Genomic DNA, 23,220 nt, shown 5'->3' with positions numbered 1-23,220 from the left:
GTGTTTTCGTTCTTTCATGGTTTTCCCTAGGTGATCTCCGGACTAAACTTTGTTCAATCGCTGCAGACATGGTGTGTGCGGCGAAGCAAAAAAATCCCGGAGGTAATCATGAAATCGCTGATCGCAACGTTCGCTGCAGCTGCTGTCCTCGCCGTTCCCGCCGTCTCGTTCGCCCAACAGAACGCACCCGTTACCCGTGCGCAGGTGAAGGCTGAACTCTCCGCCCTGCAACAAGCCGGCTACAAGCTGGGCAGCGACCGGACCGACTACCCGGCAGGCATCCAGGCAGCTGAAGCCCGTGTGAACCCGCAACAGAACGTCGCCGCTGCCGATACGAGCGGCTACGGTGCGCAACCGGTTGCCCAGCAAGAGTCGGCCGCTCCGGCAGCCGCCAAGACCGGCTGGCAAGTCAAGCGCGTGTCGGACGGCGCACCGGTCTACAAGGGTCGTTAATCGCGGCAAGTCGGCGCCGATCGCCGCCGCACACGCGGCCTGATCCGGCCCCGAGCAGTACACGCAGCCCGCCGTTCCGCATCCCGGAACGGCGGGCTGTTTTCGTTGGCGGGAGGCTGGATCGGCAGCGTCAGTGCAGCGGCCGCGGGCCGCGGCCGATGTCGCGGAACAGCGCATCGGTCGGCTCCAGCGCCTGCAGCCACGACGCGTCGTAGCCGCTCAGCGTGTCGAGCGCGTCGCGCAACCGCTCGATCGCGAGCACCGGCAGCTCGACGCTGTGGCGGGTCGCGCCGCTCAGGTGCGCGACGCTCGCCAGTTGAACGAGCGCGTCCGCCGCCTCGGCGACATCCGTCGCGAACATCAGGTGCTGGTTGAGCAATTCGACGAGGCCGCTGGAACCGGCGAAATCTTCGGAATTGAGTTGCACGGACAGAAACGTCGCATTATTCATGGTGATCTCCTCGTTATCGCTCGATCGCGCTGTGCATCTTCGAGTATAGGAGGCGCCAGCGGCAGCGCCGATCGTTGATTCGACCTGGCCGGTGGCCTCGGCCTGCCGCCGGAGCCCGCCCGGTGCCCGCGCGTCGCGCGAAGCGGTCCCCGGAGGGCCGGCCGCCGTTTCTGCCACGGCAAGATTGTTGCCGGATCGGGCGGCTGTCGCAGTCCCGAGCGCGACAAATGGTATCTTTGCCGCTCGGAACGACGCTGAAACGGCGTGAAAAAGGGGCCGATGAGCCCATTTGCGTCGGCGTTCCGCTGTGGAAACTGACGGCCGCGAGAGCGGTCGGATACTGGTTGGTCCGGCCGTTCGGCCGGACATCGTGCGTCGCATGCCGGAGGGCGGTGGGCGACGCAACGACGCAAATCCGGGAGGACCCTTGAGAAAAACGATTCCGATCCACGAAGCGCTCGTGCGCCGGCTGCCATTCGCGGCGTTTGTCGTCGCGGCCGCCGCGCTGACGGGCTGCACGATGACGCCATGGACCGACAGCTGGCAGCCGGTGCGGCAGCCGACGCGGACGTCGGCCGCCACGCCCGGCGTGATCGCCGGCTATTACCGCGTGAATCCGGGCGACACGCTCGCCGGCGTCGCCGCCGCCTACGGGCAGCGCGTGCAGGACGTGGCCAGCTGGAACCACATGTCGCCGAACGACGCCGTATCGCCCGGCCAGGTGCTGCGGGTCGCGCCGCCGCCTGCCGCGACGTCGCTCGGACAACCGTCCGCCGCGGCCGCGCAACCCGGCTCGCTGGCCTGGCCGGCCACCGGCATCGTCGCGACGCCGTTCACGGCCGGCAAGACGCGCGGCATCGTGATCGCGGCGTCGGGGCCCGACCATTCGGTGCGGGCCGCGGCGAACGGGCGGGTGGTCTACGCCGGAACCGGCGTCAAGGCCTACGGCCCGCTCGTGATCCTGAAGCACGACAACGGCCTCATCACGGCCTACGGGCACAACGGCAAGCTGCTCGTCAACGAAGGCGACGCGGTGCGCGCGGGCCAGCAGGTCGCCGAAATGGGCACCGACGCGAGCGGGCGCGCGACGTTCGAGTTCGAAGTCCGCCAGAACGGCAAGGTCGTCGATCCGATCAACTTCCTGCCGCGCAACGGCGGCTGACGCGCCGCCTGACGACGTGCGCGCCGCGCGGCGCGCACGTTCCCGCCTTCATCCTTCCTTGAGTTCCGCGGTGCCGGACTGCCTCGCATGATTGCCGAGCCAGCGAATACCCAGCGCGAGCCCTGCCGCGCCGAGCGCGATCAGCGAACATTGAATGGCGACCGGCAGGTAGCCGTGCGGCCGCGGATCGACGAACGGGTACGGATACCAGTTCTCCACCGATCCGCGCACGAGCGTATAGCCGAGATAGACGAATGGAAAGGCGAGCCATACGAACGCGCTGCGCTGCGGGACCGGCGAGCGCGGCTCCACGTACAGCCAGTCGCACAGCACCACGAATGGCACGATCCGGTGCAGGACCCAGTTGTTGAACGCCGGCGTGACGTGGTGCAGCGCATCGAGCCGCGCGAGCAGCAGTTCGTAGACGATCGCGGTGATCAACATGTACAGCACGGCGGCGCCGCGCATCGATTCGTAGCGCGCCGAGCCGGCGCGCGTGACGCGCGACAGCCCCGCGACCAGCATCGCCGCCGCATACAGGCTGCTCAGTTGCGTGAAGTAGCTGAGGTAGTTGCCGAGATGGAAGGTCGGCATGTGCCAGTAGTCGGCGACGCTGTGCAGCGTGGTCGACACCGCGAGCAACGCGGCGATCAGCCGGTAGGCCGCAACGAAGAACGCTTTGCTCATGATGCCCGCGCAACGTCGCACCAAAGCTTCATCGTGCCACAGCGGCGCGCGGGCGCGATGCGGATTTTCCTTATGGCGCGGCCGCCGCGCGGGCCGTGCGGATTCTTCGGATATTTGATCGGGTCGTGCAATGCCGGCCGCGCCTGACGCTACAATCGGAGCAACCGCCCGGCATCGGCCAGCCGCGGCAGGTGCCTGCCCCGCATACCCCGCACACCATACGAGAATCACGAGACAACGCATGAAAAACATCCTCGCGAAACAGACGCGCTACAGTTCGCCGGCCATCTTCTTCCACTGGGCCATCTTCCTGCTGGTGGCGCTGGCCTACCTTGCCATCGAGATTCGCGGACCGAAAGGCAGCGACAGTCGCGCGTTCTGGATGAACGTGCACCTGCTGGCCGGTACGTTCGTACTCGTGCTGTCGGTGTTGCGCGTGCTGTGGCGGATGATCAGCCGCGTGCCGGAACCCATCCCGCAGGCAACGCTGTTCAAGTGGCTGTCGACGCTCGCGCATATCGCGCTGTACGTATTCATCATCGCGCAGCCGCTGCTCGGCATCATGATGATCAACATGGCCGGCAAGCCCGTGTCGCTCGACTGGATCGGCGTGTCGTTCACGCTGTTCGGCCCCGACAAAGCATTGCGGCCGACCATCAAGGAAGCGCACGAACTGATCGGCAACGCGTTCTACTTCGTGATCGGGCTGCATGCGCTCGCCGCGCTCTACCATCACTTCATCCGGCGCGACGACGTGCTGCGCCGCATGGTGTGAGCGCCGCGCGCTGAAGCCGCGCAACAGCCGGGGGCGCATGGTTGTGTCGACAACCATGCGCCCCCGGTGCGTTTACCGTCGTGCGCGACTGGTCAGCGCAACGAACATTCGGTAACATCTCGGCTGTTTTTACATTCCGCTTACGCGTCGCCGCGCATGCTGCATCGACATCGTCACTTGACCGCCTGGCTCGGCGTGTTCGCGATCTGGCTCGCGATCGCGGCGCCGCTGGTGTCGCAGTGGCGCATCGCGCAGGCCGCCATTCCCGACGCGATCGTCTGCGGTGCCGAGCATGGCGCGCATCGTGCGTCCGATGCCGGCCAAGCGCACGATCATGCACGGCATCTCGATGCGTGCGGCTATTGCGGTTTCTTCGCGCACAGCCCCGCGATCGGCGGCGCGTCCGCCGCGTCGCTCGCCTTCGTTCCCGCCCATCCCGTTTCCGTCGCCGTGCCGCATGCCGTTGCGGTGCACGCCGACGGCTATCCGCGCGCCTATGCGCGCGCACCGCCCGAGCGCGCCTGACGCGCTGTCTTCCGTTTTCTTCATCGCCAATATCCGTGCGGTCCGTCGAGGCCGCGTGGAGGGCGTCACTCGGGCTTTCGATCATGACCATGGTTTCCTTGCGCGCGCCGAGGGCGGCGCGCCATTCCCGTGCGCGGCGCATGCCGCGCATGCTGACACTCACCGTTCCCGCGCTGGCCGTCAGCGCGATGACCGCGGCGGCGGCCGCGACCGAATCCGCGCATGCGGCCGGTGCGCCGGCGGACGACGCGGCCGCGCTGCTTCCGCCGGTCGAAGTCGTCGCGTCGCCGCTGACGACGCCGCTCGTCGTCGTCACGGATCCGAAGACGCCGCGCCAGCCGCTGCCGGCGAGCGACGGCGCCGACTATCTGAAGACGATTCCCGGCTTTACGTCGATCCGCAGCGGCGGAACCAATGGCGACCCCGTGCTGCGCGGAATGTTCGGCTCGCGGCTGAACATTCTTGCGGACGGGCTGCCGACGCTCGGCGCGTGCCCGAACCGGATGGACGCGCCGACCTCGTATATCGCGCCGGAAAGCTATGACAAGGTGACGGTCGTGAAGGGGCCGCAGACCGTGCTGTACGGCCCCGGCGCGTCGGCCGGCACCGTGCTATTCGAACGCATGACGCCGCGTTTCGAGCGCCCCGGCATGCGCTTCGACGGCAGCGTGGTCGGCGGCTCGTTCGGGCGCAACGACCAGAACGTCGACGTGACGGCCGGCACGCCGGACGTCTATGGGCGCGTGATCGCGAACCATGCGCACGCGCAGGACTACCAGGACGGCAACGGCCAAACCGTGCCGTCGCAATGGGACAAGTGGAATGCCGACGCGGCGCTCGGCTGGACGCCCGACGACCACACGCGCGTCGAACTGACGGCCGGCACCGGCGACGGCTATGCGCGCTACGCGGGGCGCGGGATGGACGGCGCGCATTTCCGCCGCGAGACGTTCGGCCTTTCGTTCGACAAGCGGCATATCGGCGATGTGCTCGACCGGATCGACGCGCGCGTGTACTACAACGAAGCCGACCACGTGATGGACAACACCACGCTGCGTCAGCCGGACCCGACCAGCAGCATGCCGATGCGGATGGCGTCCGAAGTGCGGCGCCGCACGCTCGGCGCGCGGGCCGCTGCAACGTTCCGCTTCGGCGACGACTTCAAGCTCGTGACCGGCGTCGACGCGCAGTCGAACCGGCTCGACGCGCGCTCGGCGATGGGGCGCCGGAACTACGGCGACCAGCCGTGGAATGCGCAGGCGACGATGTGGAACGCGGGTGCGTTCGGCGAGCTCACCTGGTACGCGAGCGATGCGTCGCGCGTGATCGGCGGCGCGCGGGTCGACTACGCGAGCGCGCGCGACAAGCGCGCAACCACGAGCGGGATGATGATGAGCAAGCCGAATCCCACGTTCGACGACGATCGCGCGCGCGTGCTGCCGAGCGGCTTCGTGCGCTACGAGCGCGATCTCGCGTCGCTGCCGGTCACGTGGTACGCGGGCATCGGCCACGCGGAACGCTATCCGGACTACTGGGAGCTGTTTTCCGCGAAGCGCGGGCCGGCCGGTGCGATCAACGCGTTCTCGGCGGTGCAGCCGGAAAAGACCACGCAGCTCGACATCGGCGCGCAGTACAAGGGCGACCGGTTCGATGCATGGGTGTCGGCCTACGCGGGATATGTGCAGGACTACATCCTGTTCAACTATGCAACCGGGATGATGGGCCCGACCACGCAGGCGACCAACGTGAATGCGCAGATCATGGGCGGCGAAGCCGGCGTGTCGTGGCGGCCGGTCGCACCGCTGCGCGTCGAGACGTCGCTCGCCTATGCATGGGGGCGCAACACGGCGAGTGGCGATCCGTTGCCGCAGATGCCGCCGCTCGAAGCGCGGTTCGGGCTCGAATACACGCACGGCGCATGGTCGGCCGGCGGCTTGTGGCGCGTCGTTGCGCCGCAGCATCGCTATGCGCTGAATGAGGGCAACGTGGTCGGCAAGGACTTCGGCCCGAGCGCCGGATTCGGCGTGCTGTCGTTGCATGCGCAGTACAACGTGAGCAAGAAGGTGCAGGTCTCCGTCGGCATCGACAACGTATTGAACAAGGCCTATACCGAGCACCTGAACCTCGCCGGCAACGCGGGCTTCGGCTATCCGGCGAACGCGCCGGTGATGGAACCGGGGCGCACTGCATGGCTGCGCGTGAGCGCGAAGCTGTAACGCACGGCGCGCGTGTGCGATGCAGCATGCGCGCGCATGAATGCGGCCCCGCCCGAACGGGCGCGGTACGTCAACCGATTAGAGAACCGTATCTAGTCGGGGCGTAAACGTTCGCCACTCGTGATTCACTCCCGCATTCGACACGCACGGCAGCGCGCGATGGTTCGCGACCTGCCGTGCGTGTCGATCCTCATTCGCACCGGCAGCACAATAATCAGGAGAACATGCATGGCCAGATCGATGCGTTCCAGGGTGGTGGCAGGGGCAGTGGCATGCGCGATGAGCGTCGCGCCGTTCGCGGGGACGACCGCGGCGCTGACGCTCGCGACGACCCGCACGGCGATGGCGGCGACCGCGCCGGCGGACAACTACGCGGCGACGCGTTATCCGATCATCCTCGTGCACGGGCTTACCGGCACCGACAAGTACGCGGGCGTGCTCGAGTACTGGTACGGCATTCAGGAGGATCTGCAGCAGCACGGTGCGACTGTCTACGTCGCGAACCTGTCCGGGTTTCAGAGCGACGACGGCCCGAACGGCCGCGGCGAACAACTGCTCGCCTATGTGAAGACGGTGCTCGCCGCGACCGGGGCCACCAAGGTGAACCTCGTCGGTCACAGCCAGGGCGGCCTCACGTCGCGCTATGTCGCGGCCGTGGCGCCCGACCTCGTCGCGTCGGTGACGACGATCGGCACGCCGCATCGCGGCTCGGAATTCGCGGACTTCGTGCAGAGCGTGCTCGCGGTCGATCCGACCGGATTGTCGTCGTCGGTGATCGCCGCGTTCGTCAATGTGTTCGGGATCCTGACGAGCAGCAGCCACAACACGAACCAGGACGCGCTCGCCGCGCTGAAGACGCTGACGACCGCGCAGGCCGCCGCGTACAACCAGAACTATCCGAGTGCCGGCCTCGGCGCGCCGGGCAGTTGCCAGACGGGTGCACCGACGGAAACCGTCGGCGGCAATACGCACCTGCTGTATTCGTGGGCCGGCACGGCGATCCAGCCGACGATTTCCGCATTCGGCGTCACGGGGGCGACGGATACCAGCACGCTTCCGGTGATCGACCCGGCGAACGCGCTCGACCTGTCCACGCTCGCATTGCTCGGCACCGGCACGGTGATGATCAATCGCGGCTCCGGCCAGAACGACGGGCTCGTGTCGAAGTGCAGCGCGCTGTACGGGAAGGTGCTGAGCACGAACTACAAGTGGAACCATCTCGACGAGATCAACCAGCTGCTCGGCGTGCGCGGTGCGTACGCGGAAGATCCTGTCGCGGTGATCCGCACGCATGCGAACCGGCTGCAGCTCGCGGGCGTGTGATCGATGACGGTACGTGAAGGGCGCGCGCCGCTCGCGCGGCGCGTGGCGATCTACGGTGCGGTGGGGCTGGCGGCGATTGCCGGCGTCGCGCTCTGGAGCGGCGCGGCGTCGCAGCGCGGAACGGATGCCACGCATGCGCCGCCGGCTGCGGCAGTGCCTGGGGGCGCGAGTGCGGCGACCGGCGTGCCGCAGCCCGCATTGCCGGCGAGCGCCGGCCTGCCGTCTCCGCTCGCCGGTTCCAGCGCGCCGCGCCTGCCGCTCGATGCCGGCGGCCATCTCGCGAAGTCGCGCGCGGTGCGCGATTTCTTCGACTATTGCCTGACCGCGCAGAGCGACCTGGGCGCGGCCGCGCTCGATGCGCTCGTCGTGCGCGAGATCGCCGCGCAGCTCGACGGCACGCTGGCGCAACCGGAGGCGCTCGACGTCTGGCACCGGTACCGCGCGTATCTCGACGCGCTCGCGAAGCTGCCCGACGCGGGCGCGGTCGACAAGTCCGATCTCGGTGCGTTGCAGCTCGCGCTCGACCAGCGCGCGTCGATCGCGTACCGGACGCTGGGCGACTGGAGCCAGCCGTTCTTCGGTGCCGAACAATGGCGGCAGCGCTACGATCTCGCGCGGCTGAAGATCGCGCAGGATCGCTCGCTGACGGATGCGCAGAAGGCGGAGCGGCTCGCCGCGCTCGCACAGCAGATGCCGGCCGACGAACGCGCGGCACGGCAGAAGGCCGATCGGCAGCAGGCCGCGGTCGACCAGATCGCGCAGTTGCAGAAGAGCGGCGCGACGCCCGACGCGCTGCGTGCGCAACTGACGCAGGCGCTCGGCCCGGAAGCCGCGGCGCGCGTCGCGCAGATGCAGCAGGACGACGCATCGTGGCAGAGCCGCTACGCGGACTATGCGGCGCAGCGCGCGCAGATCGACGCGGCCGGGCTGTCGCCGCAGGATCGCGATGCGCGGATTGCCGCGCTGCGGCAGCGCCTGTTCACGAAGCCCGGCGAAGCGGTGCGCGCGGCGTCGCTCGATCGCGCCGCCGCTGCCGAGCGGGCGCACGGCCAGTAGTGCACGCAACCATGCCCGCGGTCAGGCCGCGCGCGTGACGTGCCGCGGCAGATGCTGTTCGATGGTAGCTGCGAGCGTGTCGAACGCGGGGCCGATGCCTTCGTGCGCGACGCACGCATAGCCGAGCAGCAGCCCGCGCCGCGCGGTGTCGAGGTTGCTGTAGTAGCTGGTCAGCGGGCGCACGATCACGCCGGCGTCGAACGCGCTTTGCGTGACCGCGCGATCGTCGCACGCGTCGGGCAGGCCGAGCACCAGATGCAGGCCGGCCTCGTCGCCCATCACGGGCAGCGCGTCGCCGAAGCGCGCATGGATCGCATCGATCAGCAATTGCCGGCGCTCGCCGTACAGCGTGCGCATTCGCCTGACGTGCGAAGTCAGGTGCCCGTCCATGATGAATTCGGCGAGCACGGCCTGCTGCATCAGCTGGCCCTCGCGATACAGCTCCGACAGCCCGGTGCGGAACGTGTCGACCAGATGCTCGGGCACGACCATGTAGCCCATCCGCAGCCCCGGGAACAGCATCTTGCCGAGGCTGCCGACGTAGATCACGCGGCCGCCGTCGTCGAGCCCCTGCAGCGACGCGAGCGGGCGGCTGCCGTAGCGGAATTCGCTGTCGTAGTCGTCCTCGATGATCCAGCAGCGGTGCTGGCGTGCGTACTCGAGCAGCGTCCGGCGCCGTGCGAGGCTCATCACCATCCCGAGCGGGTACTGATGCGACGGCGTGACGAGCACGAGCCGCGGCGGATGCTGCATGTCGGCCGCGCTCGGATCGAGGCCTTCCTGGTCGACCGGCACCGGCGTGAGCGCGAGGCCGGTCGCCTGCAGCACGCTGCGCACGCCCCAGTAGCATGGCTCCTCGACCCACGCGCGATCGCCGATGTCGGACAGCAGCCGCACCGCGAGGTCGATCGACTGATGGATGCCGGTCGTGATGATCACCTGGTCCGGCGAGCATTTGACCGAGCGCGCGACGCGCAGGTAGTCGGCGAGCGCGCGGCGCAGCGGCCGGTAGCCGCCGCCCGGCGCATACGTCAGCAGCTCGGGATTCGCTTCCTTCCACAGCCGCGCCTGCAGGCGGCTCCACGTGCGGCTCGGGAATTCCGACACGTCCGGCACGCCCGGCATGAACGCGCCCCACTGGCGCCGCGACACGCCTGCATGCTCGATCAGCTGGCGGCCGCGCATCGACAGGCCGCCCTGGGCGTCCGGCAGACGTAGCGCACCGCTGTCTAGCGCCGGCGGCGCGGCGCCCGGCGCACGGATCGCGGCCGCGTCCGGCCGCGTGTCCGCCACGTAGGTGCCGCTGCCGGTCGTCGTCAGCACGTACCCTTCGGCGGTCAGCTGGTCGTACACGTGCAGCACGGTATTGCGCGCGATCGACAGGTCGGCCGCGAGCGTGCGCGAACTTGGGAGCTTTGTCCCTGGCCCCAATTCCCCGGTGAGAATCGCTTGCTGCATCTGTTGCAGCAGTTGCCGGTACATCGGCTCGGACGAGCTGCGGTCGAGACGGGCGGACAGCCAGTCGGCCAGGATCACGGTATCCAAAGTGGTCCTACTAGGAATATTGAAATGGTTCCCTAGTATAGAACCGTGGGGGCCGTATAGTGGCCCATCTCGCAAGAAAACGCCGGGCCGCCCCAAGTTTTCTTGACCCCCTCGGGGGGCCTGGCGCGCAGCGACAGGTTTGGGGGCATTCATAAACGTTTTGTCGCGCAGCCAGGGGACAGCCACGATGAAGTCCGATGATGTGATCGTCAGCTTTCGCGGCGTGCGGAAGACCTACGACGGTGAGACGCTGGTCGTCAAATCGCTCGACCTCGACATCCAGCGAGGGGAATTCCTGACGCTGCTCGGGCCGTCCGGCTCGGGCAAGACCACCTGCCTGATGATGCTGGCGGGCTTCGAGTTTCCGACGGGCGGCGAGATCCGCCTCGACGGCGAACTGCTGAATTCCGTGCCGCCGCACAAGCGCAACATCGGCATGGTGTTCCAGAACTACGCGCTGTTTCCGCACCTGACGGTCGAGCAGAACGTCGCGTATCCGCTCACCGTACGCAAGCTGTCGGCCGGCGAGCGCGCGGAACGCGTCGCGCATGCGCTGAAGATGGTGCAGATGGAACGCTTCGCGAAGCGCTATCCGGCGCAGCTGTCGGGCGGCCAGCAGCAGCGCATCGCACTCGCTCGCGCGCTCGTGTTCGAACCGAAACTGGTGCTGATGGACGAGCCGCTCGGCGCGCTCGACAAGCAGTTGCGCGAACACATGCAGTACGAACTGAAGGCGCTGCACGAGAAGCTCGGCGTGACCTTCGTGTACGTGACGCACGACCAGGGCGAGGCGCTGACGATGTCCGATCGCGTCGCCGTGTTCGACAAGGGCATCGTGCAGCAGCTCGACACCGTCGACCGCCTGTACGAATCGCCGTGCAATGAATTCGTCGCGAACTTCATCGGCGACAGCAACCGGCTGCGCGGCACCATCGCGCGCGTCGACGGCGAATTCTGCGAATTCCGGCTCGATGACGGCACGCAGCTCGTCGGACGCCGCATCGGCGATGCGGCCGAAGGCGCGCCGGCCGTCGCATGCATCCGCCCGGAACGCATGAGCCTCGCGAACGGGCATATGAACGGCAGCACCGCGAACCGCGTGACCGGCGAGGCGCGCAGCCTCATCTATTTCGGCGATCACGTGCGCATGCGCTGCGCATTGCCGGGCCAGGACGAATGCTTCGTGAAGGTGCCGCTCGGCACGGGCGCGCTCGACGCGTTCTCGCCCGGCGCGCCGGTATCGCTGGCATTCTCGCCCGAGCACCTGCGCGTGTTCGCGTGACGCAGGGTTTCCCGTTTTTCCGCAGCACGTCGTCAACAACAACGCTCACTTCCACCACGAGAGCAGAGGAACCATCATGAACGGAGCAAGCTCTATCGCGCGTCGTACCGCACTCGCCCTGGCGCTCGCCGCCGTCGGCGCATCGGCCAGCGCGGCCGAACTCACGGTCGTCAACTTCGGCGGCGCCAACGGCGACGCGCAGAAGGCCGCATTCAACCAGCCGTTCGAGAAGGCGACCGGCAACAAGGTCACGGCCGTCGAGTACAACGGCGAGCAGGCGAAAGTGAAGGCCATGGTCGAGGCGAAGCACGTCAACTGGGACGTGGTCGAAGTCGAATCGGGCGACCTGAACCGCGGCTGCGACGAAGGGCTGTACGAGAAGCTCGACTGGTCGAAGATCGCGAAGAAGTCCGACCTGATTCCGGAAGCGCCGCAGGTGTGCGGCGTCGGCTTCTTCGTGTGGTCGACCGCGCTGTCGTACAACGCGGACAAGCTGAAGAGCGCGCCGACCGGCTGGGCCGATTTCTGGAACGTGAAGAAATTCCCCGGCAAGCGCGGGATGCGCAAGGGCGCGCGCTACAACCTCGAATTCGCGCTGATGGCCGACGGCGTGCCGACGAAGGACGTGTACAAGGTGCTCGGCACGAAGGCCGGCCAGGATCGCGCATTCAAGAAGCTCGACGAGCTGAAGCCGTACATCCAGTGGTGGGAAGCGGGTGCGCAGCCGCCGCAGTTCCTGGTGGCCGGCGACGTCGTGATGTCGACCGCGTACAACGGCCGCATCGATGCCGCTCAGAAGGAAGGCAAGAACCTGAAGGTCGTATGGAACGGCAGCATCTACGACCTCGACTACTGGGCGATTCCGAAGGGCTCGCCGAACAAGGCGCTCGCCGAGCAGTACATCGCGTACACGCTGACGCCGAAGCCGCAGCAGGCGTATGCGCAACACATCGCGTACGGCCCGTCGAACGTCGCGGCGATCAAGTCGCTCGACGCGAAGACGCTCGCGAACCTGCCGAACTCGCCGGCCAACGGCAAGAACGCGGTGCTGGAGGACATCGGCTTCTGGACCGACCACAGCGACGAGCTCGAACAGCGCTTCTCCGCGTGGGCGACGAAGTAACCGCTACTCAGGTGTCCTGATGCAACCTGCCGCGCGATGCGTCGAACGCGTCGCGCGGCATTCCGCCGGATCGAGCCCGGCCGGAGAGAACCGTTGAACACGATGACGATTGCTCCTTCTTCGCCGTCGACAGCCGCGCTCAAGCGCGAGCTGAAGGCCGCCGAGGCCCGCAAGCGCACGATGGCGTTGCTGCTGATCGCGCCGCTCGCGGTTTTCCTGCTGCTCATCTTCGTCGTGCCGATCGGCACGCTGCTCACGCGCGCGGTGCAGAACCCCGAGATCGCGACCGCGCTGCCGAACACGGTGGCCGCGCTGTCGGGCTGGGACCGCAAGGCACCGCCGGCCGACGCCGCGTATGCCGCGCTCGCGGCCGACATGACGAAAGTCGCCGACAGTGAGGCGATGGGCGCGCTCGCACGGCGCCTGAACACCGAGATTCCCGGCTATCGCTCGCTCGTCGCGAAGACGGCGCGTGCGATGCCGCTGAAGGGCGACAACGGCGCGGCGCTCACGCCGGCGCAGACCCGTGCGAAGTTCGTCGACCTCGATTCTCGCTGGGGCGACGTCGCGTACTGGCAGGCGATCGCGAAAAACGGCAGCCAGGTGTCGCCGTTCTACCTGCTCGCCGCGCTCGACCACAAGCAGGACGGTTTCGGCCATATCGTGCAGGCCGAGCCCGACCAGTCGATCTATCTTTCGATCTTCGGCCGCACGTTCGTGATCGGTGTGGCGGTCACGCTGTTCGCGCTGCTGCTCGGTTATCCGCTCGCATACTGGATCTCGACGCTGTCGGAGCGCCGCGCGAACCTCGTGATGATCCTCGTGCTGATTCCGTTCTGGACCTCGGTGCTGGTGCGCGTCGCCGCGTGGATCGTGCTGCTGCAGAGCGAAGGGCTGATCAACACGGCGCTGATCGGCAGCGGTCTGATCTCGCACCCGCTGACGCTGCTGTTCAACCGTGTCGGCGTGTACATCTCGATGACGCACATCCTGCTGCCGTTCATGATCCTGCCGCTGTACAGCGTGATGAAGTCGATCCCGCCGACCTACCAGCGCGCGGCGGTGTCGCTGGGCAGCCATCCGTTCGCCGCGTTCTGGCGCGTGTACGTGCCGCAGACCTATCCGGGCGTCGGCGCCGGCGCGCTGCTGGTGTTCATCCTCGCGATCGGCTACTACATCACGCCCGCGCTGCTCGGCGGGCCGAACGACCAGATGGTCAGCTATTACGTCGCGTACTTCACCAACGTGACGATCAACTGGGGCATGGCGTGTGCGCTCGGCGGGCTGCTGCTCGCGGCGACGCTCGTGCTGTATGCGGTGTACGGGCGCTTCACGCGCACCAACGTGAGCCTCGGCTGAGCGCCGGGCACAGGGAAAACGGGAAGGGGATGCCCACCATGAAACTCGCCAGGCCGCTGTTCGCGCCGCACATGTCGTTCGTCGAGCGCGCGTGGTACGTCGCGTTGCGCGTGCTCGTCGTGCTGACGCTGCTGTACCTGATCCTGCCGGTGCTCGCGATCGTGCCGCTGTCGTTCTCGTCGAGCACGTTCCTCGTCTATCCGATCCCGGGCTTCTCGACGCGCTGGTACGAGAACCTGATCGCGTCCGACGAATGGCGGATGGCCGCGAAGAACAGCTTCATCGTCGCGCCGTCGGCAACCGTCGTCGCGACCGTGCTCGGCACGCTCGCCGCGATCGGCCTCACGAAGGCGGACTTCCGCGGCAAGGGGCTGCTGATGGCCGTGCTGCTGTCGCCGATGATCGTGCCCGTCGTCGTGGTCGGCGTCGGCATGTACCTGTTCTTCGCGCCGCTCGGGCTCGCGAATACCTACACGGGGCTGATCGCCGCGCACGCGGCGCTCGGCGTGCCGTTCGTCGTGACGACGGTGGCTGCGACGCTGCAGGGCTTCAATCAGAACCTGGTGCGCGCGAGCCTGTCGCTCGGCGCGAACCCGGTCACGACCTTCTTTCGCGTGACGCTGCCGGTGATCGCGCCGGGCGTGATGTCGGGCGCGCTGTTCGCGTTCGCGACGTCGTTCGACGAAGTCGTCGTCACGCTGTTCCTCGCGGGCGCCGACCAGACGACGCTGCCGCGCCAGATGTTCACCGGGATCCGCGAGAACATCAGCCCGACGATCGCCGCGCTCGCGACGATCCTGATCATCTTTTCGACGAGCCTGCTGCTCGCGCTCGAATGGCTGCGCGGACGCAATGCGCGGCGCGCGGTGTCGTAAATAGCGTCGGCCGCACGCGCACCGTTCGGCAGGCCGCCGGGCCGCCGATCGTTGCGTCCCCAACGATGTCGCGAACCCGACGCGGTGCGCCGAAGCTTTCGTTTCGCTGACTGACGACGCGCTCGCCTGCACGTTCGAGGCGGCTCTGCAACAATACGGTTCGCGGTGCCGCGCGTTCCGTTGCCGTTGCATGGGGCGTTCGGTGCCGCGCCGCTCAATCCGCGACGCCGCGCGTCGCTCGTCAGCCGAGCCCCATCTTGTCCGTATCCGAATTCGCATCCCCCGCCGGCAACCGGGAGCCGGCCGTCAACTGGCGTGCGATGTCCGCCGTGCTGCTCGCCGTCGCGCTCGCGACGCTCGACACCGCGATCGCGAACACCGCGCTGCCCGCGATCGCCACCGACCTGCACGCGTCGCCCGCCGCGTCGGTGTGGATCATCAATGCGTACCAGCTCGCGATGGTCGCGACGCTGCTGCCGTTCGCGTCGCTCGGCGACATCGTCGGTCACAAGCGCGTGTATGTCACAGGCCTCGCGGTGTTCACGCTCGCGTCGCTCGGCTGCTCGCTCGCGGCGACCCTGCCGCAACTGACGGCGGCGCGCATCGTGCAGGGCTTCGGCGCGAGCGCGATCATGAGCGTGAACGTCGCGCTGATCCGCAACCTGTTTCCCGCGCACCGGCTCGGGCGCGGCGTGGGCTTCAACGCGCTCGTCGTCGGCGTGTCGTTCGCGGTGGGGCCGACGATCGCGTCGCTGATCCTGTCGGTGGCCGCCTGGCCGTGGCTGTTCGCGGTGAACGTGCCGCTCGGCGTGTTCGCGCTGGCAGTCGCGATTCCGTCGCTGCCGCAGACGGCGCGCGGCAAGCATGTGTTCGATCCACTCGCCGCGCTGTTCAACGTGATCACGTTCGCGTCGCTGATCTTCGCGCTCGGCGAATTCGCACAGCGCGGGCCGCTGTCCGTCGTGCTCGCGGCCGCCGCGGTCGCACTCGCGTTCGGCTGGCTGCTGATTCGTCGTCAGGCCGGCCACCCCGCGCCGATGCTGCCGGTCGACCTGTTCCGCCGGCCGGTGTTCACCTTGTCCGCGCTGACGGCCGTATGCGCGTTCGCCGCGCAGGGGCTCGCATTCGTGTCGCTGCCGTTTTACTTCGAAACCGTCCTGCATCGCGACGCGGTGGAGACTGGCTTCCTGATGACGCCGTGGTCGGCGATCGTCGCGCTTGCCGCGCCGATCGCGGGCCGCTTGTCCGATCGTTATCCGCCCGGCTTGCTCGGCGCGATCGGCCTGGCGCTGCTGAGCGCGGGGATGGTGTCGCTTGCTGCATTGCCGGCGGCGCCGGGCGTCGTCGACATCGGCTGGCGGATGATGCTGTGCGGCGCGGGCTTCGGCTTTTTCCAGTCGCCGAACCTGAAGGCGCTGATGTCGAGCGCGCCACCCGAGCGCAGCGGCGGCGCGAGCGGGATCATCGCGACTGCGCGGCTGATCGGGCAGGCGACCGGCGCGGCGCTCGTCGCGCTGTCGTTCGGGATCGCGGGGCGGCACGGGCCCACGCTCGCGTTGATGCTCGGTGCGGGTTTCGCCGGCGCGGCGAGCGTCGCGAGCGGGCTGCGGCTGTTCGCGCCGTCGCATCGGGCCGGCGCGCCGGTTGCGCCGGTCGCGACGACAGCGACGACAGCGACGACAGCGACGACAGCGACGACAGCGACGAAGGAGCGGGCGACGGAGTAGGGCGCCGCGCCCGCCCGCTGCCCGAGTCTTTCCCGGCCGGCGCGCGACGATCGACCGCCGCGCGCCCGCACATCACATCACGTCACGCTCAGAAGCCGCCCGTCTGGATCAGCTTGTTGAGGTTCGCGATGTTCAGGCTGCCGAAGCCGGTCGTATAGTCCCAGCCGGTGCCTGCGTTGTAGCCATATCCCTGATAGCCGTTGTTCCCCGACACGACGTCATGGCGCACGAGCGACGGGTTCGACGGAATGTCCGCATAGAACTTGCCGGCCGGGAAGCCGAGGCCGGTGCCGTTCGCCGCGAGCAGACGCGCCCAGAAGCCGGTGAAGATCGGCGCGGCGAGGCTCGTGCCGCCGATCTGCTGCAACTGGCCGTAGTTGTAGATGTACGCGCCCGTGCTTTGCGCGGCATCGAACGACACGTCGGGCAACTGACGGTTGCTGCCCGACTGCCACGCCGGCGCCGGCAGCACCGTGCTGACGCCGCCGCCCGTCGCCCACAGCTTGCCGTTGCCGTCGAGCCCTTCGTTCCATACCGTTTCGTTCGAGAACGCGCCCGCCGACGTCGTATACAACGTCGTGCCGCCGACCGCGACGACGTGCGGCGACGCCGCCGGCCACGACACCGTGTAGTTCGCGCCATCCGGGTAGCCGCGGTTGTTGCACTCGTACACGCCTTCGTCGCCTGACGAAACCGAGAACGTCTGGCCCTGCGCGGCGGCTGTCGTGAAGATCTGCTCTTCGGCGTCGATCGTGCCGTCCGCGTTTGCGTCGGACTCGCACCAGCCCAGCGACACGTTGATCACCTTCGCGGTGTTGTCCGACACCGCGCGGTTGAACGCCTGCGTGAGCCCGGTGTTGCCGGCGGCGTTCAGGTCCGCCATGTAGAACGTCAGCTTGCCGACCTGGCCGCCGGCCGAGCCGACGATCGACTGGCTGTCGAGATCCCATTCGCCCTGGCCGTCCTGGTCGTCGCTGTAGCTGCCGGTCGTGCCGGTGCCGTTGGTCTTCACGGTCTGGGTCGAGACCGTGCCGTAACCGTTGGCCGACGTGAACTGCTTCAGGTCCTGCAGCGTCTGCGACACGCCGCCGATCGTGACGATCCCGACCGTCACGCCGGCCGCGGTCGGCACGCCGGTCGCGTTGTAAAGGGCCGGGAATTCCTTCGGATAGTGGCCGGTAGCGGTGCCGGCCGCGAGCGCCTGCGGCTTCGCGACGTTGCCGGTGCGCAGCAGCGGCCGTGCGCGCGCGACGTTTTGCAGCCCGAGCACCGAGCCGACGACGTCGCCGAGCGCGCGCGGCACCTGCGCGGTCGACGCGTTCGCGAAGCCCGAGCGGCCCGCGTACTGGAAGTGCACGAGCGACGTGTTGAACGCGGTCTTCACCGTGCCGGCCGTGCCCCGCGCGGACACCAGCAGCCGGTTCGGCGCGACCTCGATGTTCACGAAGCCGCTCTTGCGCAGATAGTCGACGACCGACTTCACTTGCGCTTCGGTCGGCGCGTAGTTCGCGAGGAACTGCTCGGGCGTCAGGTACTGGCGGTAGTGCGCGTTGCCGGGCCGGTTCACGTCGTGCGCGAGCTGCTTGAGCTGTGCGGCATTGCGCAGCTTCAGGCTGACGACGACGTCGGTCGTCTCGCCGGCCGCGAGTTCGAGCGACGGCGCCGCGCTGCGCGCCGTCAGTTGCGGGCCGGTCAGAAAGGCCTTCGTGTGGGTGTCGACCCAGTCCGTCGTCGCATGCGCGGCACCGGCCGCGAACACGAGCGGCCACGCGCACGCGAGGCGGCGGCGCGACGGAAGGGGAAGGGCAAACCGGGCATTCCTTTTCATCGGGAGTCCTTTTTAGGAGGGACGACGTTACTGGAAGCCCCGGCCCTTGTGGGGCCGCGAGCGGTGACGAGCGTAGGGCGTCGGTGCCGTTCAGGTAGCTGCCAGTTTCCATAGCTGTCAGTTCTGACATCGGTGTGCCCGTGCGCCCGCGATGCGGCGTTCCTGCTCGAGGTGGCGGCCGCCGGCAACGGGAACCGGTTCGCGACGCGACCGCGCGACGGTCGACGACGTTTGCGCGCACGGCGCGTTCGTTGCGGTATCGGAATGCGCGCGATCGCGGAGCGTAGCACCGCGCGCGTGCAGCGCCTGCGATCGGTCGTGGAGGCGTCGCGCGTTGCACTATGTGGTCAAGCGCCGCCGGCGCGCAGGCGCGAAGACGTCCCGACATGCGGTTGCACAAAAACGGGGCCAGTCGAGCGCGTGCGTGTCCCGAACTGTGGAACAGCGCGTTGCCGAGTCTTGCAGCGTGCTTTCGGTTCGCGCTGTGCACGAACGGATTAGAGGAAATGCTCGAATCGAGGCGATGCCTTCGACCCGACGCGCGGCCGACGTCGTTCTCGAGCCGGTTGTCCGCCGCTCCGTCTGCTTCGGCGAACGGCGCTCGCTGCATGATCGACCGGCCGCCCCGCGAAATTCCTCCTTGACGTGCGCCGAGCCCGCGCTATTCTTCAATCCATAACCATCGGGTTATGAATAAAACCATGCAAAACGCTCACGACATGCTGTTCCGGACACTCGCCGATCCAACCCGCCGCGCGCTGTTCGAGCGTCTCTGCGAGGAGGGCGAGCTCACGGTGGCCGCGCTGACGGCCCACGCCGGCGTGTCGCAGCCGGCGGTATCGAAGCATCTGGGCGTACTGAGGCAGGCCGGGCTCGTGAGCGACCGCCACGAAGGCCGGCAGACGCACTACAGCGCGCAGCCGCAGGCGCTGACTCCGTTGATCGACTGGACCAGCCAGATGGCGGGTTTCTGGCAGAACCGGTTCGACGCTCTCGAAGATCTGCTCAAAAGGATGGATCAATGAACCAGCCCACTACGGAAACGCGTACCGTCGTCGTCGAACGGCAACTGTCGCATCCGCCGGAGAAGATCTGGCGCGCGCTCACGCAGCCGCACCTGATCGAGGCGTGGCTGATGCAGACCGACTTCGAGCCCGTCGCGGGCCGCACGTTCAGCTTCCGCGCGGACTGGGGTTCGGTCGACTGCACGTTGCTGACGATCGAGCCGCAGCGCGTGCTTTCCTATACATGGGCCGCTTATGGCCTCGAAAGCGTCGTCACATGGACGCTCACGCCGACGCCCGGCGGCACGCTGTTGCGGATGGAGCAGGCCGGCTTCCGCACGGACCAGGAGCAGGCATACCGCGGCGCGCAGCACGGGTGGGCGCAGTTCTTCGCGTCGCTCGAACAAGTGCTGGCGCGTCCCGATGAAGGCACGGAGGGCCACGCATGACCACGACCGAGCTCACGCCGTCGGAGCGCATCGACGCGCTGATCGCCGGCATCGACGACTGGCGCGGCAAGACCTTCGCCGAGCTGCGCCACACGATCCTCGGCGCGCAAGCGGGCATCGTCGAGGAATGGAAATGGATGGGCAGCCCCGTATGGTCGCGCGACGGAATGATCGCCGTGGCGAACGCGCACAAGGGCAAGGTGAAGGTGACCTTCATGCACGGTGCGAAACTGCCCGATCCCGACCAGCTGTTCAACGACGGTCTCGACGGCAACGCGCGCCGTGCGATCGATTTCTTCGAAGGCGACCGGATCGACCAGCGGGCGTTGAAGAATCTCGTGCGCGCGGCGATCGAATACAACCGCACGCATCTGAAGAAGAACGCGCGATCGGGTGCCTCCGCGGGCGCGAAGGCGCGAACCAGCAAGGCGGCGTGACGCGCGAGCCGGATGCCGGCGGGTGAGGTCCCGCGAAGGCGGACCGCCGGCGCCGTGCGATCGGCACTGCGGCGGCTACCCACCGACCCGCGCACGAAAAAAAGCCCGACACGAGGTCGGGCATCCAAATCGGCCGCAACCGCCCGCGAGGCGGCTGCGGCACCTGCAAAAGCAGGGCGCTTACGCTGCGAGCAGCGAGCGCAGCACGAACGGCAGGATCCCGCCGTGCTTGTAGTAGTCGACTTCGATCGGCGTATCGATGCGCAGCAGCACCGACACGCGCGTCGTTTCGCCGTTCTTGCGATGGATCACGAGCGTGACGTCCTGCTGCGGCTTGAAGTCGTCGCCGAGGCCTTCGATGTCGTAGGTCTCTTCGCCGGTGATGCCGAGCGACTGGACGCTGTCCGCGCCCTTGAACTGCAGCGGCAGCACGCCCATGCCGACCAGGTTCGAGCGGTGGATCCGCTCGAAGCTGCGTGCGATCACGGCCTTCACGCCGAGCAGTTGCGTGCCCTTCGCGGCCCAGTCGCGCGACGAGCCCGTGCCGTACTCTTCGCCCGCGAACACGACGGTCGGCGTGCCGGCGTCGACGTACTGCATCGCCGCATCGTAGATCGACAGCTGTTCGCCGCTCGGCTGGTGGATCGTCAGGCCGCCTTCGACGCGCGTGCCGTCCGCTTTCGCCGGGATCATCAGGTTCTTGATCCGGACGTTCGCGAAGGTGCCGCGCATCATCACGTCGTGGTTGCCGCGGCGCGAGCCGTAGCTGTTGAAGTCGGCCTTCTGCACGCCGTTCTCCTTCAGCCACTTGCCGGCCGGCGAGTCTTCCTTGATCGAGCCTGCCGGGCTGATGTGGTCGGTCGTGACCGAGTCACCGAAGATGCCCAGTGCGCGTGCGCCCTGGACGGTCGGGATCGATGCGGCCGGCTCCATCGAGAAGTCGTTGCCGAAGAACGGCGGCTCCGCGATGTAGGTCGACTTCGGCCAGTCGTACACCTGGCCCGTCTCGCCCTCGATCTTGCTCCAGAGGTCGCCCTTCTTGGTCAGCTTCGAGTAGTTGTCCTCGAACTTCTTCGGATCGAGCGCGAACTTGAGGAGCGCCTGGACTTCCTCGCTCGTCGGCCAGATGTCGCCGAGGTAGATGTCGTAGCCGTCCTTGCCCTTGCCGACCGGCTCGGTCATCAGGTCGCGCGTGATGTTGCCGGCGATCGCGTACGCGACGACGAGCGGCGGCGACGCGAGGAAGTTCGCGCGGATGTTCGGGTGGATACGCGCTTCGAAGTTACGGTTGCCCGACAGCACGGCGGCCGCGACGATGTCGTTCTTCATGATCGCTTCGTTCAGTTCCGGCGTCAGGTCGCCCGCGTTGCCGATACAGGTCGTGCAGCCGTAAGCCGCGACTTCGAAGCCGAGTTTCGCGAGGTAGGGCAGCAGGCCCGTCTTCGTCAGGTACTCGGTGACGATGCGCGATCCCGGCGCGAGCGACGTCTTGATGTGCGGCGCGACGGTGAGGCCGGCTTCGACGGCCTTCTTCGCGAGCAGGCCGGCGGCCAGCAGCACGCTCGGGTTCGACGTGTTGGTGCACGACGTGATCGCGGCGATCAGCACGTCGCCGTTCTTCACGTCGACGCCGTTGCTCGTCGTGTACTGCGCGTTCAGGTCGTCCGCCTTCTTCGCGAAGCCGTTCTCCGCGACCGGCTTCGAGAACAGCTCGGTGAACGTCGACTTGACGTTGCCGATCTCGATGCGATCCTGCGGGCGCTTCGGGCCGGCCAGCGACGGTGCGACCGTCGCGAGGTCGAGCGTGACCGTCTTCGTGTAGTCGATGTCGCCGGCCTGCGGAATGCCGAACAGGTTCTGCGCCTTGAAGTAGTTTTCGAACGCGGCGATCTCGGCCTTCGTGCGGCCCGTGCCTTCGAAGTATTCGATGGTCTTTTCGTCGACCGGGAAGAAGCCCATCGTCGCGCCGTATTCCGGCGCCATGTTGCCGATCGTCGCGCGGTCCGGCAGCGACAGCGAGCGCGTGCCTTCGCCGAAGAACTCGACGAACTTGCCGACGACCTTTTCCTTGCGGAGCATTTCGGTGATCGTCAGCACCAGGTCGGTGGCCGTCACGCCTTCGCGCAGCCTGCCCTTCAGCTCGACACCGACGACGTCCGGCGTCAGGAAGTACACCGGCTGGCCGAGCATGCCGGCTTCGGCCTCGATGCCGCCCACGCCCCAGCCGACCACGCCGATGCCGTTGATCATCGTCGTGTGGCTGTCGGTGCCGACCAGGGTGTCCGGGTAGTACACGGTGTCGCCGCCGTCCGCCTTCTTGTGGACGCCGCGCGCGAGATATTCCAGGTTCACCTGGTGGACGATGCCCACGCCCGGCGGCACGACCTTGAACGTGTCGAACGCCTGCATGCCCCACTTCATGAACTGGTAGCGCTCGTTGTTGCGCTGGAATTCCAGCTTCATGTTCAGGTCGAGCGCGTCCTTCTGGCGGAAGTAGTCGATCTGGACCGAGTGGTCGACGACGAGATCGACCGGGACCAGCGGCTCGATCTTTTTCGGATTCTTGCCAGAACGCTCCGCGACACCGCGCATGGCCGCGATGTCGGCGAGCAGCGGCACGCCGGTGAAGTCCTGCAGCACCACGCGCGACACCACGAACGGAATCTCGTCGACGCGCTTCGCGCTCGGCTGCCAGTTCGCGAGCTGCTCGATGTGTTCTTCGGTGATCTTCTTGCCGTCGTAGTTGCGCAGCACGGACTCGAGCACGATACGGATCGACACCGGGAGGCGCTCGATCTTCGTCTTCAGTTCCTTGCCGAGCTGCGGCAGCGAGTAGAACTTGCCTTTGCCGGAACCGCTGTCGAATTCCTTGAGGGTCTTGTGGAGATTGTGGGCCATGGTGATTTTCCTGGGTTTAAGGCTAGGAAACAAAGAGTCTCGTAT

At 67.5% G+C, this 23,220-nt stretch carries 20 protein-coding genes; 15 read left to right on the top strand and 5 right to left on the bottom strand.

The window, feature by feature from the left end:
• Positions 1–108: 108 nt before the first annotated feature.
• Positions 109–453: a DUF4148 domain-containing protein gene (locus C7H84_RS10010; RefSeq protein ID WP_121858665.1), complete on the top strand. Its 345-nt coding sequence runs from the start codon at positions 109–111 to the stop codon at positions 451–453.
• Positions 454–583: 130 nt separating this feature from the next.
• Here C7H84_RS10010 and C7H84_RS10005 read toward each other — a convergent pair whose 3' ends face one another.
• Complete coding sequence (locus C7H84_RS10005) at positions 584–904, bottom strand: hypothetical protein (RefSeq protein WP_121858664.1); 321 nt, start codon at positions 902–904, stop codon at positions 584–586.
• 427 nt (positions 905–1,331) lie between these two features.
• On the opposite strand from C7H84_RS10005, the gene C7H84_RS10000 reads away from it, so the two are divergent.
• On the top strand, positions 1,332–2,066 hold the full coding sequence (locus C7H84_RS10000; protein WP_121858663.1) for a peptidoglycan DD-metalloendopeptidase family protein: 735 nt from the start codon (positions 1,332–1,334) through the stop codon (positions 2,064–2,066).
• Positions 2,067–2,114: 48 nt separating this feature from the next.
• Here the strand turns inward: C7H84_RS10000 and C7H84_RS09995 are convergent, their stop codons facing one another.
• Positions 2,115–2,753 carry a Pr6Pr family membrane protein gene (locus C7H84_RS09995; protein WP_121858662.1) on the bottom strand — a complete coding sequence of 213 codons (639 nt, stop codon included), beginning with the start codon at positions 2,751–2,753 and terminating at the stop codon, positions 2,115–2,117.
• Between the two features lie 241 nt (positions 2,754–2,994).
• On the opposite strand from C7H84_RS09995, the gene C7H84_RS09990 reads away from it, so the two are divergent.
• From C7H84_RS09990 to C7H84_RS09970, 5 genes are all read left to right on the top strand, one after another.
• On the top strand, positions 2,995–3,528 hold the full coding sequence (locus tag C7H84_RS09990; protein WP_121858661.1) for a cytochrome b: 534 nt from the start codon (positions 2,995–2,997) through the stop codon (positions 3,526–3,528).
• Positions 3,529–3,684: 156 nt separating this feature from the next.
• Positions 3,685–4,053 (top strand): DUF2946 domain-containing protein, encoded by a 369-nt coding sequence (locus C7H84_RS09985; protein ID WP_121858660.1) that lies wholly within the window; start codon positions 3,685–3,687, stop codon positions 4,051–4,053.
• A gap of 83 nt (positions 4,054–4,136) precedes the next feature.
• Positions 4,137–6,269, top strand: coding sequence for a TonB-dependent copper receptor (locus C7H84_RS09980; RefSeq protein ID WP_121858659.1), 2,133 nt, complete (start codon positions 4,137–4,139; stop codon positions 6,267–6,269).
• A gap of 228 nt (positions 6,270–6,497) precedes the next feature.
• Positions 6,498–7,592: a triacylglycerol lipase gene (locus C7H84_RS09975; protein ID WP_121858658.1), complete on the top strand. Its 1,095-nt coding sequence runs from the start codon at positions 6,498–6,500 to the stop codon at positions 7,590–7,592.
• 3 nt (positions 7,593–7,595) lie between these two features.
• Positions 7,596–8,648: a lipase secretion chaperone gene (locus C7H84_RS09970; protein WP_121858657.1), complete on the top strand. Its 1,053-nt coding sequence runs from the start codon at positions 7,596–7,598 to the stop codon at positions 8,646–8,648.
• 21 nt (positions 8,649–8,669) lie between these two features.
• Here the strand turns inward: C7H84_RS09970 and C7H84_RS09965 are convergent, their stop codons facing one another.
• Positions 8,670–10,193: a PLP-dependent aminotransferase family protein gene (locus C7H84_RS09965; RefSeq protein WP_121858656.1), complete on the bottom strand. Its 1,524-nt coding sequence runs from the start codon at positions 10,191–10,193 to the stop codon at positions 8,670–8,672.
• Between the two features lie 187 nt (positions 10,194–10,380).
• Between C7H84_RS09965 and C7H84_RS09960 the strand changes: the two genes are divergently transcribed.
• The 5 genes from C7H84_RS09960 (at position 10,381) to C7H84_RS09940 (ending at position 16,559) form a co-directional block, all read left to right on the top strand.
• Positions 10,381–11,475, top strand: coding sequence for an ABC transporter ATP-binding protein (locus C7H84_RS09960; RefSeq protein ID WP_121858655.1), 1,095 nt, complete (start codon positions 10,381–10,383; stop codon positions 11,473–11,475).
• A 76-nt stretch (positions 11,476–11,551) separates the two neighbouring features.
• Positions 11,552–12,598: an ABC transporter substrate-binding protein gene (locus C7H84_RS09955; protein WP_121858654.1), complete on the top strand. Its 1,047-nt coding sequence runs from the start codon at positions 11,552–11,554 to the stop codon at positions 12,596–12,598.
• A gap of 102 nt (positions 12,599–12,700) precedes the next feature.
• Positions 12,701–13,957 (top strand): ABC transporter permease, encoded by a 1,257-nt coding sequence (locus C7H84_RS09950; RefSeq protein ID WP_162999262.1) that lies wholly within the window; start codon positions 12,701–12,703, stop codon positions 13,955–13,957.
• Between the two features lie 38 nt (positions 13,958–13,995).
• On the top strand, positions 13,996–14,832 hold the full coding sequence (locus C7H84_RS09945) for an ABC transporter permease (protein WP_040141016.1): 837 nt from the start codon (positions 13,996–13,998) through the stop codon (positions 14,830–14,832).
• 320 nt (positions 14,833–15,152) lie between these two features.
• Positions 15,153–16,559 (top strand): MFS transporter, encoded by a 1,407-nt coding sequence (locus C7H84_RS09940; RefSeq protein WP_240462018.1) that lies wholly within the window; start codon positions 15,153–15,155, stop codon positions 16,557–16,559.
• An 88-nt stretch (positions 16,560–16,647) separates the two neighbouring features.
• Here C7H84_RS09940 and C7H84_RS09935 read toward each other — a convergent pair whose 3' ends face one another.
• A complete protein-coding gene (locus C7H84_RS09935) occupies positions 16,648–18,387 on the bottom strand; it encodes a S53 family serine peptidase (protein ID WP_121858651.1) in 1,740 nt (579 codons plus the stop codon).
• Between the two features lie 701 nt (positions 18,388–19,088).
• Between C7H84_RS09935 and C7H84_RS09925 the strand changes: the two genes are divergently transcribed.
• The 3 genes from C7H84_RS09925 to C7H84_RS09915 are packed head-to-tail and all read left to right on the top strand — an operon-like array spanning position 19,089 to position 20,277.
• Complete coding sequence (locus C7H84_RS09925; protein WP_121858650.1) at positions 19,089–19,412, top strand: metalloregulator ArsR/SmtB family transcription factor; 324 nt, start codon at positions 19,089–19,091, stop codon at positions 19,410–19,412.
• Complete coding sequence (locus C7H84_RS09920) at positions 19,409–19,840, top strand: SRPBCC domain-containing protein (RefSeq protein WP_121858649.1); 432 nt, start codon at positions 19,409–19,411, stop codon at positions 19,838–19,840. Before C7H84_RS09925 ends, C7H84_RS09920 begins: the two co-directional genes overlap by 4 nt.
• Entirely contained in the window at positions 19,837–20,277 is a 441-nt protein-coding gene (locus tag C7H84_RS09915) for a DUF1801 domain-containing protein (protein WP_121858648.1), read from the top strand. Before C7H84_RS09920 ends, C7H84_RS09915 begins: the two co-directional genes overlap by 4 nt.
• A gap of 180 nt (positions 20,278–20,457) precedes the next feature.
• Here C7H84_RS09915 and acnA read toward each other — a convergent pair whose 3' ends face one another.
• Complete coding sequence (gene acnA, locus C7H84_RS09910) at positions 20,458–23,175, bottom strand: aconitate hydratase AcnA (protein WP_121858647.1); 2,718 nt, start codon at positions 23,173–23,175, stop codon at positions 20,458–20,460.
• Positions 23,176–23,220: the final 45 nt, after the last annotated feature.

Source organism: Burkholderia sp. Nafp2/4-1b, from assembly GCF_003635165.1.
Classification (GTDB): domain Bacteria; phylum Pseudomonadota; class Gammaproteobacteria; order Burkholderiales; family Burkholderiaceae; genus Burkholderia.
Note: the sequence above shows the minus strand (reverse complement) of the source record. Positions and strands in the feature narration are given on the sequence as shown.

What these genes read in the sequence shown, in the direction of transcription:
- C7H84_RS09975 (WP_121858658.1), top strand. Translation starts at nt 6,498, where the DNA reads ATGGCCAGATCGATGCGTTCCAGGGTGGTGGCAGGGGCAGTGGCATGC.
- C7H84_RS09920 (WP_121858649.1), top strand. Translation starts at nt 19,409, where the DNA reads ATGAACCAGCCCACTACGGAAACGCGTACCGTCGTCGTCGAACGGCAA.
- C7H84_RS09985 (WP_121858660.1), top strand. Translation starts at nt 3,685, where the DNA reads ATGCTGCATCGACATCGTCACTTGACCGCCTGGCTCGGCGTGTTCGCG.
- C7H84_RS09945 (WP_040141016.1), top strand. Translation starts at nt 13,996, where the DNA reads ATGAAACTCGCCAGGCCGCTGTTCGCGCCGCACATGTCGTTCGTCGAG.
- C7H84_RS09925 (WP_121858650.1), top strand. Translation starts at nt 19,089, where the DNA reads ATGCAAAACGCTCACGACATGCTGTTCCGGACACTCGCCGATCCAACC.
- C7H84_RS10005 (WP_121858664.1), bottom strand. Translation starts at nt 904, where the DNA reads ATGAATAATGCGACGTTTCTGTCCGTGCAACTCAATTCCGAAGATTTC.
- C7H84_RS10010 (WP_121858665.1), top strand. Translation starts at nt 109, where the DNA reads ATGAAATCGCTGATCGCAACGTTCGCTGCAGCTGCTGTCCTCGCCGTT.
- C7H84_RS09970 (WP_121858657.1), top strand. Translation starts at nt 7,596, where the DNA reads ATGACGGTACGTGAAGGGCGCGCGCCGCTCGCGCGGCGCGTGGCGATC.
- C7H84_RS09950 (WP_162999262.1), top strand. Translation starts at nt 12,701, where the DNA reads ATGACGATTGCTCCTTCTTCGCCGTCGACAGCCGCGCTCAAGCGCGAG.
- C7H84_RS09935 (WP_121858651.1), bottom strand. Translation starts at nt 18,387, where the DNA reads ATGAAAAGGAATGCCCGGTTTGCCCTTCCCCTTCCGTCGCGCCGCCGC.
- C7H84_RS09955 (WP_121858654.1), top strand. Translation starts at nt 11,552, where the DNA reads ATGAACGGAGCAAGCTCTATCGCGCGTCGTACCGCACTCGCCCTGGCG.
- C7H84_RS09940 (WP_240462018.1), top strand. Translation starts at nt 15,153, where the DNA reads ATGTCCGCCGTGCTGCTCGCCGTCGCGCTCGCGACGCTCGACACCGCG.
- C7H84_RS09980 (WP_121858659.1), top strand. Translation starts at nt 4,137, where the DNA reads ATGACCATGGTTTCCTTGCGCGCGCCGAGGGCGGCGCGCCATTCCCGT.
- C7H84_RS09995 (WP_121858662.1), bottom strand. Translation starts at nt 2,753, where the DNA reads ATGAGCAAAGCGTTCTTCGTTGCGGCCTACCGGCTGATCGCCGCGTTG.
- C7H84_RS09960 (WP_121858655.1), top strand. Translation starts at nt 10,381, where the DNA reads ATGAAGTCCGATGATGTGATCGTCAGCTTTCGCGGCGTGCGGAAGACC.
- C7H84_RS09915 (WP_121858648.1), top strand. Translation starts at nt 19,837, where the DNA reads ATGACCACGACCGAGCTCACGCCGTCGGAGCGCATCGACGCGCTGATC.
- acnA (WP_121858647.1), bottom strand. Translation starts at nt 23,175, where the DNA reads ATGGCCCACAATCTCCACAAGACCCTCAAGGAATTCGACAGCGGTTCC.
- C7H84_RS09990 (WP_121858661.1), top strand. Translation starts at nt 2,995, where the DNA reads ATGAAAAACATCCTCGCGAAACAGACGCGCTACAGTTCGCCGGCCATC.